This is a genomic window from Mesorhizobium sp. M0830, assembly GCF_040319965.1.
In the GTDB taxonomy this organism is placed as follows: Bacteria; Pseudomonadota; Alphaproteobacteria; order Rhizobiales; family Rhizobiaceae; genus Mesorhizobium.
The window spans coordinates 133,434-148,453 of record NZ_JAMYOR010000007.1 but is presented as its reverse complement, the minus strand read 5'-3'; the positions used below and the strand labels follow the sequence as shown (position 1 = coordinate 148,453).

Annotated in this window: 22 protein-coding genes; 5 read left to right on the top strand and 17 right to left on the bottom strand. The window is 63.4% G+C overall.

Translation table 11 applies throughout. The annotated features are described in order from the left end of the window. From NKI20_RS07140 to ureC, 9 genes are all read right to left on the bottom strand, one after another. On the bottom strand, positions 1 to 677 hold a 677-nt coding region (locus NKI20_RS07140; RefSeq protein WP_352829387.1), incomplete at its 3' end, for a class II aldolase and adducin N-terminal domain-containing protein. 82 nt (positions 678 to 759) lie between these two features. After that, entirely contained in the window at positions 760 to 1,401 is a 642-nt protein-coding gene (gene ureG, locus NKI20_RS07135) for an urease accessory protein UreG (protein ID WP_352829385.1), read from the bottom strand. Further along, positions 1,398 to 1,838 carry a DUF3995 domain-containing protein gene (locus tag NKI20_RS07130; protein ID WP_352728391.1) on the bottom strand — a complete coding sequence of 147 codons (441 nt, stop codon included), beginning with the start codon at positions 1,836 to 1,838 and terminating at the stop codon, positions 1,398 to 1,400. The genes ureG and NKI20_RS07130 overlap by 4 nt, the downstream gene beginning before the upstream one ends. After that, positions 1,835 to 2,506 (bottom strand): urease accessory protein UreF, encoded by a 672-nt coding sequence (locus NKI20_RS07125; protein ID WP_352829403.1) that lies wholly within the window; start codon positions 2,504 to 2,506, stop codon positions 1,835 to 1,837. The genes NKI20_RS07130 and NKI20_RS07125 overlap by 4 nt, the downstream gene beginning before the upstream one ends. Further along, entirely contained in the window at positions 2,499 to 3,092 is a 594-nt protein-coding gene (gene ureE, locus NKI20_RS07120) for an urease accessory protein UreE (RefSeq protein ID WP_352829383.1), read from the bottom strand. The genes NKI20_RS07125 and ureE overlap by 8 nt, the downstream gene beginning before the upstream one ends. Continuing rightward, positions 3,089 to 3,694 (bottom strand): glutathione S-transferase family protein, encoded by a 606-nt coding sequence (locus NKI20_RS07115; RefSeq protein WP_352829381.1) that lies wholly within the window; start codon positions 3,692 to 3,694, stop codon positions 3,089 to 3,091. Before NKI20_RS07115 ends, ureE begins: the two co-directional genes overlap by 4 nt. Before the next feature lie 45 nt (positions 3,695 to 3,739). Next, positions 3,740 to 4,333: a hypothetical protein gene (locus NKI20_RS07110; protein ID WP_352829379.1), complete on the bottom strand. Its 594-nt coding sequence runs from the start codon at positions 4,331 to 4,333 to the stop codon at positions 3,740 to 3,742. A gap of 34 nt (positions 4,334 to 4,367) precedes the next feature. Further along, a complete protein-coding gene (locus NKI20_RS07105; protein WP_352728401.1) occupies positions 4,368 to 4,802 on the bottom strand; it encodes a YfbO family protein in 435 nt (144 codons plus the stop codon). A 33-nt stretch (positions 4,803 to 4,835) separates the two neighbouring features. Then, the gene (gene ureC, locus NKI20_RS07100; RefSeq protein ID WP_502898042.1) at positions 4,836 to 6,548 is read right to left on the bottom strand and encodes an urease subunit alpha; all 1,713 of its coding nucleotides are present in this window, start codon (positions 6,546 to 6,548) and stop codon (positions 4,836 to 4,838) included. 194 nt (positions 6,549 to 6,742) lie between these two features. Here ureC and NKI20_RS07095 point away from each other — a divergent pair, with 194 nt between their 5' ends. After that, on the top strand, positions 6,743 to 7,120 hold the full coding sequence (locus tag NKI20_RS07095) for a hypothetical protein (RefSeq protein WP_352829377.1): 378 nt from the start codon (positions 6,743 to 6,745) through the stop codon (positions 7,118 to 7,120). 126 nt (positions 7,121 to 7,246) lie between these two features. Beyond that, positions 7,247 to 7,741, top strand: coding sequence for a hypothetical protein (locus tag NKI20_RS07090; protein ID WP_023760242.1), 495 nt, complete (start codon positions 7,247 to 7,249; stop codon positions 7,739 to 7,741). A 20-nt stretch (positions 7,742 to 7,761) separates the two neighbouring features. Here NKI20_RS07090 and NKI20_RS07085 read toward each other — a convergent pair whose 3' ends face one another. Genes NKI20_RS07085 through NKI20_RS07065 form a run of 5 tightly spaced genes read right to left on the bottom strand, consistent with a single transcriptional unit; the run spans position 7,762 to position 10,124 of the window. After that, positions 7,762 to 8,067 (bottom strand): urease subunit beta, encoded by a 306-nt coding sequence (locus NKI20_RS07085; RefSeq protein WP_023760241.1) that lies wholly within the window; start codon positions 8,065 to 8,067, stop codon positions 7,762 to 7,764. 2 nt (positions 8,068 to 8,069) lie between these two features. Further along, the gene (locus NKI20_RS07080; RefSeq protein ID WP_031260534.1) at positions 8,070 to 8,663 is read right to left on the bottom strand and encodes a HupE/UreJ family protein; all 594 of its coding nucleotides are present in this window, start codon (positions 8,661 to 8,663) and stop codon (positions 8,070 to 8,072) included. Positions 8,664 to 8,694: 31 nt separating this feature from the next. Then, the gene (locus NKI20_RS07075) at positions 8,695 to 8,949 is read right to left on the bottom strand and encodes a DUF1272 domain-containing protein (RefSeq protein WP_023760239.1); all 255 of its coding nucleotides are present in this window, start codon (positions 8,947 to 8,949) and stop codon (positions 8,695 to 8,697) included. A 10-nt stretch (positions 8,950 to 8,959) separates the two neighbouring features. Then, positions 8,960 to 9,262, bottom strand: coding sequence for an urease subunit gamma (locus NKI20_RS07070; RefSeq protein WP_023760238.1), 303 nt, complete (start codon positions 9,260 to 9,262; stop codon positions 8,960 to 8,962). A 28-nt stretch (positions 9,263 to 9,290) separates the two neighbouring features. Beyond that, positions 9,291 to 10,124, bottom strand: a complete 834-nt coding sequence (locus tag NKI20_RS07065; RefSeq protein ID WP_352829373.1) for an urease accessory protein UreD — start codon at positions 10,122 to 10,124, stop codon at positions 9,291 to 9,293. A gap of 214 nt (positions 10,125 to 10,338) precedes the next feature. Between NKI20_RS07065 and NKI20_RS07060 the strand changes: the two genes are divergently transcribed. The 3 genes from NKI20_RS07060 to NKI20_RS07050 all read left to right on the top strand — a co-directional run bounded on the left by NKI20_RS07060 (position 10,339) and on the right by NKI20_RS07050 (position 12,684). Then, positions 10,339 to 10,593, top strand: a complete 255-nt coding sequence (locus tag NKI20_RS07060; protein ID WP_023760236.1) for an acyl carrier protein — start codon at positions 10,339 to 10,341, stop codon at positions 10,591 to 10,593. 5 nt (positions 10,594 to 10,598) lie between these two features. Beyond that, a complete protein-coding gene (locus NKI20_RS07055; protein WP_352829371.1) occupies positions 10,599 to 11,807 on the top strand; it encodes a beta-ketoacyl-[acyl-carrier-protein] synthase family protein in 1,209 nt (402 codons plus the stop codon). A 172-nt stretch (positions 11,808 to 11,979) separates the two neighbouring features. Beyond that, positions 11,980 to 12,684: a glutathione S-transferase family protein gene (locus tag NKI20_RS07050; RefSeq protein ID WP_352829369.1), complete on the top strand. Its 705-nt coding sequence runs from the start codon at positions 11,980 to 11,982 to the stop codon at positions 12,682 to 12,684. 29 nt (positions 12,685 to 12,713) lie between these two features. Here the strand turns inward: NKI20_RS07050 and NKI20_RS07045 are convergent, their stop codons facing one another. From NKI20_RS07045 to NKI20_RS07035, 3 genes are all read right to left on the bottom strand, one after another. Beyond that, a complete protein-coding gene (locus tag NKI20_RS07045) occupies positions 12,714 to 13,055 on the bottom strand; it encodes a hypothetical protein (protein WP_352728416.1) in 342 nt (113 codons plus the stop codon). 85 nt (positions 13,056 to 13,140) lie between these two features. Then, positions 13,141 to 13,761 carry a nucleoside triphosphate hydrolase gene (locus tag NKI20_RS07040; RefSeq protein ID WP_352829367.1) on the bottom strand — a complete coding sequence of 207 codons (621 nt, stop codon included), beginning with the start codon at positions 13,759 to 13,761 and terminating at the stop codon, positions 13,141 to 13,143. Between the two features lie 130 nt (positions 13,762 to 13,891). Continuing rightward, positions 13,892 to 14,992, bottom strand: a complete 1,101-nt coding sequence (locus NKI20_RS07035) for a hypothetical protein (RefSeq protein WP_352829365.1) — start codon at positions 14,990 to 14,992, stop codon at positions 13,892 to 13,894. Between the last annotated feature and the right edge of the window lie 28 nt (positions 14,993 to 15,020).

Here is a 15,020-nt window from a genome sequence, read left to right as displayed (position 1 = left end):
TTTGCCGTCTTCTCGGCGACCGCGTCAGACAGCGTGCGCAGCGGCCGGCCGGTCCACAGCGCCTTGATGTAGGTCTCGGCGGCGCGCTCGAAATAGAACATGCGGTTGAAGGCATCAGCGACCGTATCGCCGATGACGAGTACGCCGTGATTGCCCATCACCATCACCTTGACCTTGGGATCGACGAGAAGCTGCGAGCAGCGCTCGCCCTCTTCCTCGAAGGCCAGTCCGCCATAATGCGCGTCGACGACATGACGATTGAAGAACATCGCCGAATTCTGGTCGATCGGGGGCAGGCGGGAGTCGGCCAGCGACGCCAGCACCGTGGCGTGGATCGAGTGCACATGCATGACGCAGCGCGCGTGGCGCACATTGCGATGGATGGCGCCGTGCAGCCCCCACGCCGTCGGGTCGGGTGCGTTGGGGCCGGAGAGCGTATCCGGGTCGTTGGCGTCGATCATCAAAAGGTCGCTCGCCTTTATGCGCGAGAAATGCACCTGGTTGGGGTTCATCAGGAACTGCGTGCCGGCATCATTGACGGCCAGCGAGAAATGATTGGCCACCGCCTCGTGCATGTTGAGCCGCGCCGTCCAACGAAAGGCACAGGCGAGATCGACGCGCTCCTCACAAAAGGGCAGGTTGATCAGCGTTTCCTTCTGCAGGCGGGCGATGCTCATCGAAAAATCCTCCGGTTTTGCCAAGAATGCCGTGGCCAGCCCATGCCCGCAACCGGTTATGGTTGGTGCAGCGATGGCTATCTCACGCTGCGGTGCTGGCAGCGGCGCCGGCCCGCAAGCCGCCATGCTCGACGATGAAATCGATCACCTCCTGCAGCCCCTTGCCGCGCGACAGGTCGGTGAAGCCGAACGGCCGCTTGCCGCGCATGCGGCCGGCGTCGCTCTCCATGACATCGAGGTTGACGTTCACGTAGGGTGCGAGATCGCTCTTGTTGATCACCAGGAAATCGGAGCGAGTGATCGCCGGCCCGCCCTTGCGCGGGATTTCCTCGCCCTGGCAGACCGAGATGACATAGAGCGTCAGGTCGGCGAGATCGGGCGAGAAGGTGGCGGCGAGGTTATCGCCGCCGGATTCGATGAAGACGATGTCGAGATCCGGAAACTTCCGGTTCATCTCGGCGATCGCCTGCAGATTGATCGAGGCATCCTCGCGGATCGCGGTATGCGGGCAACCGCCGGTCTCGACGCCCATGATGCGATCCTCGGGCAAGGCCTGCAGCCGCGCCAGCATCATGGCATCTTCCTTGGTGTAGATGTCGTTGGTGACGACGGCGATCGAGAATTCGTCGCGCAGTGCCTTGCACAGCTTCTCCGTCAGCGTCGTCTTGCCCGAACCGACCGGACCACCAATGCCGACGCGCAGCGGGCCATTTGTCTGTGTCATGCGGGAAACTCCGTGATGGCGAGGATGGCAAAGCCGAGCCCGATCAGCAGGCACAGCGGCGAATAATAACGGACATCGAGCCGCGCGAAAGGCTGTTCCGGCGTCAAGCGCCGCCACCACGGCGTGAAGCCGGCAATGCCGCGTCCAAGGAAGACCAGTCCGATGAGCAGCGACGTGGCGGCGAGGCCTTCCCTGGGAAACGGCGAGGCAAAGACGCCTTCAAGCGCCAGCGGCCATAGCGTCGCCAGGCATAGGCACGCGGCAACGGCGAAACTGGCGAACGGCGTCGGCATCTCGTCGACGCCGCGAAAGCCGACCACGGCGTGGGCGCAGGAGGCCGCATCCTTACCCGGCCAGATGCCGCCAATGCCCCAATAGACATGCAGTGCGGTGATCAGCAGCAGAACGGTCGAAAGCGCGAAGGCGAGGATGATCATGAGCGGAACAATCGCGAATACTGGGTTTCGTGCTTCATCGCCATGACGTCGGAGACGAAGGCGCAGCCGCCGAGATCGTCCAATGTCGAGCGCCCGGCGCGGGCTGCGGTCGCAACGGCCAGCGGCTCGAAGCCGGCAAGCAGGGTGGTTGCCCTGTTTTGGCCAACGACGCCGAGCCGGATCGCGGCCTGGACGAGGTTGGAGAAGAAGGTCTGCAGGAACGCGGACAGCGCATCCCGAAGTGCAATTGAATTGCCGCCGGCAATGGCGCCGACGGCGACGCAATAGGCGCATTCGGCTGGCAAACGCTGGAGAACGGGATTTGGCCAGGCTGCTGCCGCTTTGAGGAAGGCCGCACCCTGCAGCATCGTCTCGGTGTGGCGTTCGCGCGAGCCGGCGAGCGCTTCGGCAAGTGCGGCTATGTCAACGAGATCACCGGCGTTGCGCGCGCGGCGCCAGCTCTCGGCGAACAGCACCGCGTCGTTCCAGCCGGAGCCCATCTCGACCAGCGTTTCCAGCCAGGCGGCAAGGCTTTCGCTGTCGATGATCAGTCCATCATGCACCGCACGCTCGAGGCCATGGCTGTAGGAGAAGCCGCCGACCGGAAAGGCCGGAGACAACCACGCCATCAGCCGCAGCAGGGCGATGTTCGAAGGCTGGTCAGTCATGGTCGTGGTGGTGGCCGTCGTGACCGTGCGAATGGGCATGCGATTCGCCATGTGAGTGGGAATGCGCTTCCGCGTGGCTATGGGCATGCGCATGGCCGTGATCGTGGCTTTGCCCCCCATGGCCGGAATAGGCGCCGCGCACCGGCTTGAACGGCTCGGAAACGTCGGTCACCGTGGCGCCGAGCCCTTCCAGCATCGCCTTGATGACATGGTCGCGCAGGATGAGGATGCGCCCGGCCTCGATGCTGGCCGCGAGATGACGGTTGCCGATATGCCAGGCCAGCTCGGCCAGATGCACGGTGTCACGAGCCCGGATATCATAGACGTCTTCCGGCGCCGCGATGATCTCGATGTGGCCGCCATCCTCCAGCACCAGCCGGTCGCCATCGTTCAGGGCGACGGGCTCAGGCAGGTCGACCAGCACCTTACTGCCGTCGGCAAGTTGGATGGCTCGACGGCGCAGATGCCGCTCGTCATGGGCGAGCACGGCCTGCCCGGATGGCGTGATGGTTCCGGCTTTGTCGGCGGACAGCACCGAGACGGCACGCGGGAATTTGGTGAAGTCGGTGTTGAGGTTGAGCTTCATTTCATGGATCCCCCATTTGCTTGCGCCCTTGCGCGGGCAGGCCGCGCCAGTACGCGGTCGAAATAGGCGTTGATGCGGTCGGATTCGATCGGGAACCGGCCGGCGCGGGCCCAGCCGCCAATATCGCCGAGCAGCACGTCGACAGCCGAGAACCGGTCGCCCAGCGCGAAGGGCCGGTCGCCCAGCCGCCGGTCCAGCGCTTTGAGCTCCGAGGCAAAATCGTAGGCGGCCGCAGGGCCGACATCGACCCGCACGTCCTTCGGCAGCAGGAAGCGATGGCGCAGCTTGTTCCACAGCGGCGCCTCGAACTCGCTTTGGGCAAAATGCATCCAGGAATCCATCTCGGCGCGACCGGCGAGGCCCGGGTTGGTCCCCATGCCCATGTCCGCATGTTTGTCTGAGAGATAGACGCAGATCGCCGCCGAATCCGTCACTGTCAGCTCGCCATCGATCAGGATCGGCACCTTGCCCGACGGGTTGAGCGCATAGGCTTCCGGCGAGCGCAGCTTGACCTCGACGAATTCATAGGCCTGCCCGAGTTCCTCGAGCATCCAGAGAACGCGGCTGACCCGGGACCCACGCGATCCGACGACCTTGTACATGGTTGAAACCTGCCTTTCCCGAGCAACCTAGACCATCGCGTCCGCTCAGACGATGGTGTCGAAGAGCCGCAGGATGAACGATATCTGATAAATGAGCGCAGCCGCGACAAAGGCGATGTGGAAGCGGCTGTCGCGCACCAGGATCGCGACCATGCAGAGCGCGACGAAGACCGGCGTGCGGAACAGGTACTCGTTGCCGAAGCGGGCGAAATGCTCCGGCCCTTTCAGCAGCGTGTCGATCACATCGAGCAGGTAGGTCGCCGCCAGCAGGCCGAAGAACCAGGCCCGGCGCGAATAGAAGAAATCCTCGTAGCTGGTGTAATCCAGCATCGAATCCGGAAACAGCAGGGCGCAGAGCAGGAACAGCGTGATCGCATAGAAGATGATGAACAGGTACTTGCCGAAGGTCCACGTCTCAATTGCGTAGAGACCGAACTCCCACCACCAGAAATGCACCAGCATCAAAAGCACCGAGGCGACCCAGGCCAGATGCACCGTATAGAGCCGGTACTGGCCAGGGTGCTGGACGATGCGCGCCACGCCCGACAGCAGGCGGGCGACGCCAAGCCCGATCACCATGCCCATGACGATGCGGATGTGCGGGAAGATGTCGTGGGCTGACGCGATTTCGGTGGCCATTTGTCTGTTCTACGAACTGCTTGGAAAGTCGCGGCTAGTCATACCAGAGCCATAGCTTTCGGTAACCGACCGGAATTTCAACCTGCTCGGCGGGTAGGTGATCGACATCTCCCTCCCAGGTCTCGTCCGGCTCAAAGCCTGATGGCAGCCAGCCAGTCACATGTTCTTCGCTGACGCGCGTTGTGATGACGACCTTGTCAGAGAACGGCCATTCTCCATCATCACACTGCACGATGGCTATCCGGACGTCATGAACTTCAGGCCTTTTCCGTATCGACTGAAATGTGGCCAGAACCGTATCATTGTTCAGCGCTTCCGGACTGTTGCACAGCAATCCGGCTTCACCTTCAGCTCCATCGAAATATTCTTCCAATGTAACAAGTGGCATAGTGAGGGGAGCAACGCCGCCATTGTATTTTTGCAGCGCGCCCATTCTCGAAATCAAGGCAAGTTTCTTTTGCTCATCCATGATGGGGTCCGATACTTCGCAGGCGCACCAATCCTAAAACAGAAAATACCTCTGCGCCATCGGCAGCACCGTTGCCGGCTCGCAAGTCAGCAATTCGCCGTCGGCGCGGACCTCGTAGGTTTCCGGGTCGACCTCGATATGCGGCGTGGCGTCGTTGAGCACCATCGAATGCTTGCCGATGCCGCCGCGGGTGTTTTCGACGGCGACGAACTGCTTGTCGACGTCAAGCCTGCCGTGCAGGCCGGATTCGAGCGCTGCCTTCGAAACGAAGGTCACCGACGAGTTGGTCCTCGCCTTGCCATAGGCGCCGAACATTGGCCGGTAGTGCATCGGCTGCGGGGTCGGGATCGAGGCGTTGGGGTCGCCCATCGGAGCGGCGGCGATCATGCCGCCGATCAGCACCATATCCGGTTTGACGCCGAAGAAGGCCGGGTTCCACAACACCAGGTCGGCGCGTTTTCCGACCGCGATCGACCCGATATCCTTCGACAGCCCATGCGCGATGGCCGGATTGATCGTGTATTTGGCGATGTAGCGGCGGACGCGGAAATTGTCGTTGTTGCCGGTTTCCTGCGCCAGCGATCCGCGTTGTCGCTTCATCTTGTCGGCGGTCTGCCAGGTGCGGATCGCCACTTCGCCGACACGGCCCATGGCCTGGCTGTCGGAAGAGATGATCGAGAAGGCGCCGATGTCGTGCAGGATGTCCTCCGCCGCGATGGTCTCCTTGCGGATGCGGCTTTCGGCAAAGGCGATGTCTTCGGGGATCGACGGCGACAGATGATGGCAAACCATCAGCATGTCGAGATGCTCGGCCAGCGTGTTGACCGTGTACGGCCGCGTCGGATTGGTCGAGGACGGGATGACGTTCGGCAAGCCGCAAACCTTGATGATGTCGGGCGCATGGCCGCCGCCGGCACCCTCGGTGTGGAAGGCGTGGATGGTGCGGCCCTTGATGGCGGCGACGGTGTTTTCGACAAAGCCGGATTCGTTCAGCGTGTCGGTGTGGATCATCACCTGCACGTCGTATGCGTCGGCAACCGACAGGCAGCAGTCGATGGCCGCCGGCGTCGTGCCCCAGTCCTCGTGCAGCTTCAGCGAGCAGGCACCGCCCAGCACCATTTCCTCGAGTGCCGCGGGCAAGGACGCGTTGCCCTTGCCTGACAGGCCGATGTTCATCGGGAAGGCATCGAAGGACTGGATCATGCGAGCCATGTGCCATGGGCCCGGCGTGCAGGTGGTGGCGAGCGTGCCATGCGCGGGGCCCGTGCCGCCGCCGAGCATGGTGGTGATGCCGCTCATCAGCGCTTCCTCGATCTGCTGAGGGCAGATGAAGTGGATATGCGCGTCGAAGCCGCCGGCGGTCAGGATCTTGCCTTCGCCGGCGATGATCTCGGTGCCAGGGCCGATGATGATGGTGACGCCGTCCTGCGTGTCCGGATTGCCGGCCTTGCCTATTGCCGCAATCCGCCCGTCTCTGAGCCCGATATCGGCCTTGAAGATGCCGGCGCCGGCATCGACCACCAGTGCGTTGGTGATGACAGTGTCGACGGCGCCTTGCGCCCGCGAAACCTGGCTCTGGCCCATGCCGTCGCGGATCACCTTGCCGCCGCCGAATTTCACTTCTTCGCCATGGATGGTGAGGTCCTTCTCGACCTCGATGAACAGTTCCGTGTCGGCAAGCCGCACTTTGTCGCCGACCGTCGGGCCGTACATCTGCGCATAGGCGGCACGGGTAATTCTGGCCATCAGCGATTGCTCCCAAAATGCGGTTTGCCGAAATGTAGTTTGCCGAAATGCAGTTTGATTGAAGTCCGGCACATTGCTGCCATCCAATGGTCACGCAATGACCCACTGGGCGACACCTTCTGATCCCATTTGGCGTTTGAGGTTAGGGGGTCACCCCAAAACGACCGTTTGCCAATCGATGGAAAGGAAAATCCATGCGCAAAACCATAGTTCTTGCCGCTGCCGCTACCCTGATGCTGGCGGGCGCCGCCAGTGCCCAGCAGCAACCCGCGCAGCAGCCAACTCCGGCGCCGACCACGCCTGCTCCGGCCACCCCCCAGCCGGCCGTACCGACGATCCAGAGCGTCAACATCGTCGACATCACGGAACTGCCAAAGGACACGCAGACGCAGGTCAACCAGGTCATCGCCCAGCGTGGCGACGCCGGCTTGAAGAAACTGCGCAGCTCGATCGACGCCACGCCCAAGGTGAAGTCCGCGCTGGAAGCCAAAGGGCTCAGCTCGGCGCAGGTCGTCGCCGCCAGCATGGAACCCAATGGCGCGCTGACCCTGATTACCAAGAAGGCCAGCTGACAGACGGGCTGGGTGGGCCGGCATTCGGTCCGCCGGCCGCATCGGGACGGGAACCTTCGCCGGGCGGGATTCGTTTTGTTCTCGCGCTAGACCGCGTCCCGAAACGAATTCCCTCAGGAGCGAGCGATGGCGATCACTCCTTTTCCCGCCCAAAGACGGTTGCAGGCCGTCGCCGCAATGGCGTTGCTGGCGGCGGCCGATCCTGTTGCCGGCCTGAAGGCGCAGGGTCTTGAAAGCACGGAGACCGTCAACCGCATTGTCGGCTCGGAGGTCAAGCAGGAAGAGGCCAAGACCACGGCCGAAGCCGGAAACGTCAACACGGCCATCGACCGGACGCGTGAAAACATCGGCCTGGTGCGCAAGACCTCCAAGCTCGACAAGGTCGATATCGTATTCCTGACCGACGCCGCGCGCACCGAAGGCGGCCCACCGGCGGTAATCGAGAGCAAGATCAAGCAGCATCAGGACGACATTACCGAACTGCGCAAGGAGATCGAGGCCAACGCGCTCTTGTTCAATGCAATCGAGTCGCGGCGCGTGCTTGTGCAGGATGTCCTCGCCGTCGAATTCGACGATCCCGGAAAGGTCGTCATCTATGCCGCGGCCAAGCCGTCGAACTGAGCTGACCGCGCTGGCAGATCTCACAGCTTGCCCATCACCTTCTGCTGAAATCCGTAGACCTCGCGCTTGCCGCCAAGCGGCACCAGCGTCACGTCGCGCTCCTGTCCCGGCTCGAAGCGCATGGCCGTGCCGGCGGCGATGTCGAGGCGCATGCCTCTGGCACGCTCGCGGTCGAACTTCAGACCCTCATTGGTCTCGAAGAAATGATAGTGGCTGCCGATTTGGATCGGCCGGTCGCCGCTATTGGCCACTTTCAAGGTGATCGTCGGCAGGCCCTTGTTCAGTTCGATGTCGCCACCCGCTGTGATGATTTCGCCCGGGATCATCTTCACAGCACACCGAAAACGAGGCCGATACCGATCGCCGCGCAAGCGGCACCGGCAGCGCGGGACAGGCCACGGGACCGGCTGCCGAGACCGAGCCCGGCGGCGATGCCGGTGGCATGCAGGAGCGCGGTGGCGATGGCAAAGCCAGCCATGTATTCGAGCCCGCCGGCATTCTCCGGTATTTCGGTGCCATGGGCGTGGCCATGCAACAGCGCGAACAGGCCGATGATGGCAATGCCTGCCGAGACCGGGAGATCGACCGCCAGGGTCACCAGCAGCCCGAGCACCACGACCGATGCCAGAATGCCCGGTTCGACGAAGGGCAGGGGCATATGCAGCATGCCGAGCGCGCCGCCGGCCAGCATGACGCCGACAAAGGCCGCCGGCCAGGCAAGAACCGCCTTGCCGCCCTTGAGCGCTGCCCACAGTCCGACCGCGATCATCACGGTCATGTGATCGAGACCGGTGAGCGGGTGCATGAAGCCGGCCGTGAAGGAGGAGGTCGTGCCGATGCCGACATGGGCATAGGCCGGCATGGACGCCGCAAGAAGTGGAATTGTGGAAAGCGAAGCGCGTTTCATCGGAGCAGGGATCATCGAAATGCCTTCTGGTTAAGGGGCGCGGTGTTCAAGCAGCCTTGCGAGGGCCGCAGCCTTCGGCCTTGAGAACGCGTTTGGTCGAGGCAGGGTATTTCTTCAGCATCGCCGCCGGGCGGATCGGCCGTGCCGAAAAATTGCCCCCGCAATTGGGGCAGATGCCGCCCAGCACATGCTCCACGCAGTCGGCGCAAAAGGTGCACTCGAAGGTGCAGATCAACGCATCCGTTGCCTCCGGCGGCAAGCCCTTGTCGCAGCATTCGCAATTGGGGCGCAGCTCAAGCATCTTTTCCTCCTCACCGTATCGGTTCGTGCACGGTCACCAGCTTGGTGCCGTCGGGAAATGTCGCCTCGACCTGCACGTCGTGGATCATCTCGGCGATGCCTTCCATGACTTGCGCGCGGGTGACGACATGGGCGCCGGCCTCCATCAGGTCGGCGACTGGGCGGCCGTCGCGGGCACCCTCGACGACGAAGTCGGTGATCAGCGCGATCGCTTCCGGATGGTTGAGCTTCACGCCGCGTTCGAGCCGTTTGCGCGCCACGATCGCCGCCATGGCGATCAGCAGCTTGTCCTTTTCCCTCGGCGTCAGGTTCATGCGTTTTCCCAGGCTGGTAGCGACAGGCCTACAGTGACCATAATTTGGGCAACCCCGCCCTTCCGTTGAGCAATTCGACGAGTGGAACCAGCCGCTGGCGCAGCCGGTAGCTATCCCCGGCGTAGAGCCTCGCAAGAAGCTTGCCAGATTTCTTGACGCTCCAGACGCTGGCGCTGCCTTGGTCGCCGACGATCTCCAGAACCGGTTCGAGCAGCGCTTCGGCCCGCGGCGAAACCAGCAGCAGCGTCGCCATCGCGATCGCGCCACTGGCAACCGCCGGGCGGTCAAGCGTTGCGGCGATATCGGGTCCGATGCGGAAATCCTCGGCATGAATGAGGGATCCCTCCTGGCGCACACGCCAGCGGTCTTGAAAATTGCCGTGCGTGGCACGTTCGCCCATCGCCAAGCGGCCGAAGACGGTGGCTTCCAGCACCAGCGCCTCGGCGCCGGCGGCAAGCTCGACGTCGAGCTTACGGGCAAAGGCCGCCCGGTCGAAGACGATGGTTTCCTGCGGCAGCCAGGTGATGCGGCCGTTTTCACCGACCGACAAATTGACCCGCACCTCGGCACGATCGGATGCCGCCCGATAGATCTTCTCGCAAGCCTGGGTCGTGATCGATGCCGATGCGGCCGTGCCGACAACCACGTCCCAGGCGATCCGGTCGCCGCCGGTCATCCCGCCGGCGGTGTTGATCAGCACCGCTTCGAGCGGATCGGCCGCGACGGCCGGCATCCTTATTTTGGCGGCACCGTCCTGATAGAGGCGCCGCAGGCGCGTGCGACCGTCACTGAGTGCGCAGGAAAGCCGCGCCACGCCCGCAACGCGCTGCGTCGAAATCCCGCCATGTTCGGCCGTATCCATGCCTGCACGTTAAGCACTCCGGCGGCTTTGTCGATATGGAGTTCGATATAGCTTGTTGCTTGACAACGTTTCGGTTTCTATAGAGGGAACCACCTTGGTACGGTCACAGAGCGCTTGGCGGGGGTATAAAACGACGACGGCGGCTTGATACCAGGAGAATAGGGGCGCTGCTCAGTTGGCGTCGGGAAACGCGACACAGTGGGGAAGAAACCGAATGGCCGACCAGCTGGCAACGGATATCATCGCGAAGATCAAGGCTCATGCCGAGCCGGGTGGCGAGGAAATCACCACCAACACCGAATTGACCTCGCTTGGTATCCATTCGCTCGAGCTGACCGAGATCATCTTCGATCTTGAGGAAGAGTATGGCATCGAGATCGAGATGAACACGGTCGACGCCTGGAGCAATCTGAAGAATGTCGGCGATATGGTCGAAGCTGTCCGCGCTCTGATCGCGAAAAAAGCCTGAACTGAATGCGGCAGCGCGTCGTCATTACCGGCATGGGCGGCATTTGCGGGCTCGGCACCAGCGCACCTGCGATCTGGAACGAGATGCGCGCCGGCCGCTCGGCCATAGGCCAGATCACAAGTCCGCAGCTGCATGATTTGAAGGTCAAGGTCGGCTGCGAAATCAAGACGCTTCCCGATCACGGCATCGACCGCAAGCAGACCGTATCGATGGACCGCTTCAGCCTGCTGGCGACGATCGCGGCCAGGGAAGCCATGCAGCAGTCCGGCCTGGTTTCGAATGAGGCCACCACCTATCGGATGGGCACCGTCGTCGGTGTCGGCGTCTGCGGCTGGGAAGCGATCGAGGAGAACTATCGCGCCATCCTGATCGAGGGCAGGAATCGCGCCGGCATCTTCACCGTGCCAAAGGTGATGCCAAGTGCCGCCTCTGGTCATGTCAGCATGAATCTCGGCCTGCGCGGGCCGGTCTTCGGCGTCACCTCGGCCTGCTCGTCGTCCAATCACGCCATTACCTCGGCCGTCGACCAGATCAGGCTCGGCCGCGCCGACGTGATGGTTGCCGGCGGCACCGATGCGCCGCTGGTCTGGGGCGTCCTGAAGGGCTGGGAAGCGCTGCGGGTTCTGGCACCGGACACCTGCCGGCCATTTTCGGCCGATCGCCAGGGCCTGTCGATTGGCGAAGGTGCCGGCATGGCGGTGCTGGAGAGCTACGAACACGCCATGGCGCGCGGCGCCACCATTCTTGCCGAGATCGCCGGCGCCGGCCTTTCCGCCGACGCGTCCGACATTGTCGCGCCGACCATCGAAGGACCGACGGCCGCCATGCGCGCCTGCCTGGCCGACGCCGGGTTCAATCCCGAGGATGTCGACTACCTCAATGCCCACGGCACCGGTACCAAGGCCAACGACCAGATCGAGACGGCGGCGATCAAGCGCGTCTTCGGCGACCATGCCTACAAGCTTTCGATGTCGTCGACCAAGTCGATGCATGCCCATTGCCTCGGCGCATCGGGCGCGCTCGAGATGATCGCCTGCGTGATGGCGATCCGCGAAGGCATCGTGCCGCCGACGGCCAATTTTCGCGAGGCCGATCCCGATTGCGATCTCGACGTCACGCCGAATGTGGCGCGCGAGCGCAAGGTGCGCACCGCGATCAGCAACGGCTTCGCGTTCGGCGGCACCAATGCCGTGCTGGCCTTCAAGGCCGTCTGATCCTGCATGGCCGTTACAACTACCCGGGGCGATCCCGGTCGTCCCGGAGTTGACTGTCGGTGCACGGCGAAACGTTCATCGCCATATTGATCGTGCCGTTTGGCGCGTCTAATTCTTGGCCGCCCCCGCCAAACCGTGCCGCTCGGCGCGAATCCCCATTCAGGAGTTTCCCATGGCCGACCTGTCCGCCTTTCCGATTGCAACGCGCTGGCCAGCCAAACATCCGGACCGGATCCAGCTGTACTCGGCGACAACGCCGAACGGCGTGAAGATATCGATCGCCCTGGAAGAACTCGGCCTGCCCTACGAGCCGCATCTGATCAACATCAGCAAGAATGAAAGCTGGACGCCGGAATTCCTCTCGCTCAATCCCAATGGCAAGATCCCGGCGATCATCGACCCGAACGGTCCGGACGGCAAGCCGATCGGCCTGTTCGAATCCGGCGCCATCCTGCTCTACCTCGCCGAAAAGACCGGCCTGCTCATGCCCGTGGATGCGGCGCGTCGCTACGAGACCATCCAGTGGGTGTTCTTCCAGATGGCCTCGGTCGGGCCGATATTCGGCCAGGTCGGTTTCTTCCACAAATTCGCCGGCCGCGAGATTGCCGACAAGCGCCCGCTGGAGCGCTATCGCGATGAATCGCGGCGGCTGCTCGGCGTCCTCGATGGTAGGCTGAAGGGCCGCAAATGGATCATGAGCAATGACTACACTATTGCCGATATCTCGCTGCTCGGCTGGGTACGAAACCTGATCGGCTTCTACGAAGCGCGCGACCTCGTCGGTTTCGACGATTTCACCAATGTGGCGGCGTGGCTGGAACGCGGCCTGGCGCGGCCTGCCGTGCAGAAGGGCCTGACCATCCCGGCCAGAGCCTGACCCCCAAACCTGCGAGCTTTGAGAAGGCTCTACTTCGCCTTGGCTTTCGAATCGCCCTTGCCCACCACGGATGCTGCAAGCGATGCAGTACCCCTGGCGGCGGCGACGACGGCGCCTGCAGCCACATTGGCCGCAGCCTTGACCGTACGCAATGCGCTGCTCGAAATAGAACCGTCAGCGCCTGCCGGTTTCTTGGGCTTTGCGGTTTTCGGCGCGGCTTTCGCGGCGGCCGGCACCACTTTCTTCGGCGCTGCCTTGCCGAAGGCCGGCTTGGTATCCTTGGAACGCGCCGTGGTTGCCGGGCCGGCGCCTGCCTTGGATTGGGTTGCCTTGCCCTTGGAGGGCGCGGGCTTTCTTGCCTTCTGTGCCATCGGACGGACTCCCTTCTTGGCAGAATTGCCTTGTCCGCGATAACGGCCTGAAAGTCTTAAGGTTCCCCTTGCGCAATCCGTAGAATCAAGCGGAAAGGCCGATCACCAGGTCGGCAGCGCGGCGGCGAGCGATAACCCGGTCGATGTTGGGCATGTCGTTTGAGGCGATCCAGGCGCGCGCATCCTCATCGGAGCGGCCGTGCCCATGCCAGCGCTCCAGCAGGCGGCGCTCGAGCTCGTCACGCGGCACGTCGACGAAGATCGAGAAATCGAACAGCGGCGCCAGCCGCGACCACGGTTCCTCGTCGAGCAGCAGGTAATTGCCCTCGACCAGGATGAACTTGGTCTCGGCGGCGACGATCGAGGCGGCGGCGCGCGACAGTTCAAGGCTGCGATCGAAGACCGGTATGGCGATATCGGGTTCGCCGGCCCGGATGCGCTTAAGCAGGGCTTCAAAACCGGCAAAGTCAAAGGTTTCCGGCGCACCCTTTCGCGCGCGCAGGCCGCGCCGCTCGAGCACGGCGTCGTCATAGTGGAAGCCGTCCATCGGCACGACCTCCGAAGTGCCTTCTGGCAGCAGCTCACGCAGCCTCGCCGACAGCGTCGACTTGCCGGCGCCAGGCGGCCCGGCAATGGCGACGATGAAGCGGCTTGCCTTGCCGGCACGCTTGAAGATGGTGGCGGCGAGATGGGCGATTTCGGACATTGGAGCCTCTCTCTGGCCTGCATGATCGCCAGGATAACCATAATCACGGCATCTTGTCGGCAGCAGGCGGAAATTTCAAACCGGGATTTGCGCGCCAGCGTTCCTTGAGAACAAACAGGAAGCCATCCACTCAAGCTGCCGCCGTTCGCCCTATGCGCAGGAAGTCGCTGTCGAAGGGAACCTCCCAGGACGAGCTGCCGGCTGCCAGCCGCATACGGCCATCCGCCGTCGTGATCGCCTGCGGCGGCTCGCCGCCGGACAGCGGCATGGCGCCGATTATATGGCGAAAGGAAACGCTGCGGCCTGCGCCAAGCGCAAAGGCGGTCGCCACGCCTTCGCGCGTCAGCCAGTTGTCACCGATCGAGGCGGCATGGCCTATCGCCGTGCGGCCGTCCTCGATGCCGAGCACGCCGCGGTGGCGGCCGCTCCAGGGCGCGTAGTCGCGTCCGCCGTTGCTGAACCATAGCATGGTGATCGGCAGCTCGGAGGGGTTCTTCAGCACCAGAACCAGGTCCTGTTCGGCCCCACGCGCCAGGGCGGTCCAGCCCGGCCCGCCATGATCGGCCTCGACCAGCGTCAGGAAATCCTCGCGGCGGTCGCCCATACGATATTCCGTCAGGTCGAGCGTGCCGCCGCCGGCGGCGGGAAAATGGGTGAGATCGGCGGATCGACCCGGGTAACCCAGCATGAAGCGGCCGCGTGCTGGATCCGGCTCCAGCGGATCGTCCGGCGTCGCGGCGAACCGCTTCGGCGAAAAGGCCAGCCTGCCGCCGCCCGTCATCGCCGTCATCGGGTGATGGGCGACCGAGATCGCGCCATGGCCGCCGGAAAACACATGCTCCTGGTAGAGGAAGGGATGGCCGTCGCGCAGCGTCAGGATCTTGTCGACTGAAGCGCCCATCACCTTGTGCCGCAGTCGGTAGACCGCACGCCAGCCATCTTCCGTTGCGGCACTCTCGACGACATCCCAGGCGCTGTTGGCCGGCCAGCCATGCAGCGGCGCCTCCTCGACATCGCTGCGTGAAAACGGCGCGCAGAGAAAATCGCCGGACAGCCGGACTGTGCCTTCCGGCAGATCATCCGGCAGCGTCTCGCCAGCGTCTACCCACGGTGCGCGGTGCAGCGGCCTTAATTGCCGCCCGCCGCCCTCGACGACCATGTCGGCGATGTGGCCGACGGTGAGGTCGAGCGAAACCGAAATATTCCTGGCCTTGATGGTGCTGACAGTCATTGCGCTCTCACCGATTCTGAAGGCGCAA

Bases quoted from the DNA above. Each gene is read 5' to 3' on its own strand.
- NKI20_RS07040 (WP_352829367.1), bottom strand. From the start codon at position 13,761: ATGTCCGAAATCGCCCATCTCGCCGCCACCATCTTCAAGCGTGCCGGC.
- NKI20_RS07105 (WP_352728401.1), bottom strand. From the start codon at position 4,802: ATGGATGAGCAAAAGAAACTTGCCTTGATTTCGAGAATGGGCGCGCTG.
- NKI20_RS07075 (WP_023760239.1), bottom strand. From the start codon at position 8,949: ATGCTTGAGCTGCGCCCCAATTGCGAATGCTGCGACAAGGGCTTGCCG.
- ureC (WP_502898042.1), bottom strand. From the start codon at position 6,548: ATGGCCAGAATTACCCGTGCCGCCTATGCGCAGATGTACGGCCCGACG.
- NKI20_RS07085 (WP_023760241.1), bottom strand. From the start codon at position 8,067: ATGATCCCGGGCGAAATCATCACAGCGGGTGGCGACATCGAACTGAAC.
- ureE (WP_352829383.1), bottom strand. From the start codon at position 3,092: ATGAAGCTCAACCTCAACACCGACTTCACCAAATTCCCGCGTGCCGTC.
- NKI20_RS07065 (WP_352829373.1), bottom strand. From the start codon at position 10,124: ATGGATACGGCCGAACATGGCGGGATTTCGACGCAGCGCGTTGCGGGC.
- NKI20_RS07115 (WP_352829381.1), bottom strand. From the start codon at position 3,694: ATGTACAAGGTCGTCGGATCGCGTGGGTCCCGGGTCAGCCGCGTTCTC.
- NKI20_RS07035 (WP_352829365.1), bottom strand. From the start codon at position 14,992: ATGACTGTCAGCACCATCAAGGCCAGGAATATTTCGGTTTCGCTCGAC.
- NKI20_RS07055 (WP_352829371.1), top strand. From the start codon at position 10,599: ATGCGGCAGCGCGTCGTCATTACCGGCATGGGCGGCATTTGCGGGCTC.
- NKI20_RS07070 (WP_023760238.1), bottom strand. From the start codon at position 9,262: ATGAACCTGACGCCGAGGGAAAAGGACAAGCTGCTGATCGCCATGGCG.
- NKI20_RS07045 (WP_352728416.1), bottom strand. From the start codon at position 13,055: ATGGCACAGAAGGCAAGAAAGCCCGCGCCCTCCAAGGGCAAGGCAACC.
- NKI20_RS07080 (WP_031260534.1), bottom strand. From the start codon at position 8,663: ATGATCCCTGCTCCGATGAAACGCGCTTCGCTTTCCACAATTCCACTT.
- NKI20_RS07050 (WP_352829369.1), top strand. From the start codon at position 11,980: ATGGCCGACCTGTCCGCCTTTCCGATTGCAACGCGCTGGCCAGCCAAA.
- NKI20_RS07110 (WP_352829379.1), bottom strand. From the start codon at position 4,333: ATGGCCACCGAAATCGCGTCAGCCCACGACATCTTCCCGCACATCCGC.
- NKI20_RS07130 (WP_352728391.1), bottom strand. From the start codon at position 1,838: ATGATCATCCTCGCCTTCGCGCTTTCGACCGTTCTGCTGCTGATCACC.
- NKI20_RS07095 (WP_352829377.1), top strand. From the start codon at position 6,743: ATGCGCAAAACCATAGTTCTTGCCGCTGCCGCTACCCTGATGCTGGCG.
- NKI20_RS07090 (WP_023760242.1), top strand. From the start codon at position 7,247: ATGGCGATCACTCCTTTTCCCGCCCAAAGACGGTTGCAGGCCGTCGCC.
- NKI20_RS07125 (WP_352829403.1), bottom strand. From the start codon at position 2,506: ATGACTGACCAGCCTTCGAACATCGCCCTGCTGCGGCTGATGGCGTGG.
- NKI20_RS07060 (WP_023760236.1), top strand. From the start codon at position 10,339: ATGGCCGACCAGCTGGCAACGGATATCATCGCGAAGATCAAGGCTCAT.
- ureG (WP_352829385.1), bottom strand. From the start codon at position 1,401: ATGACACAGACAAATGGCCCGCTGCGCGTCGGCATTGGTGGTCCGGTC.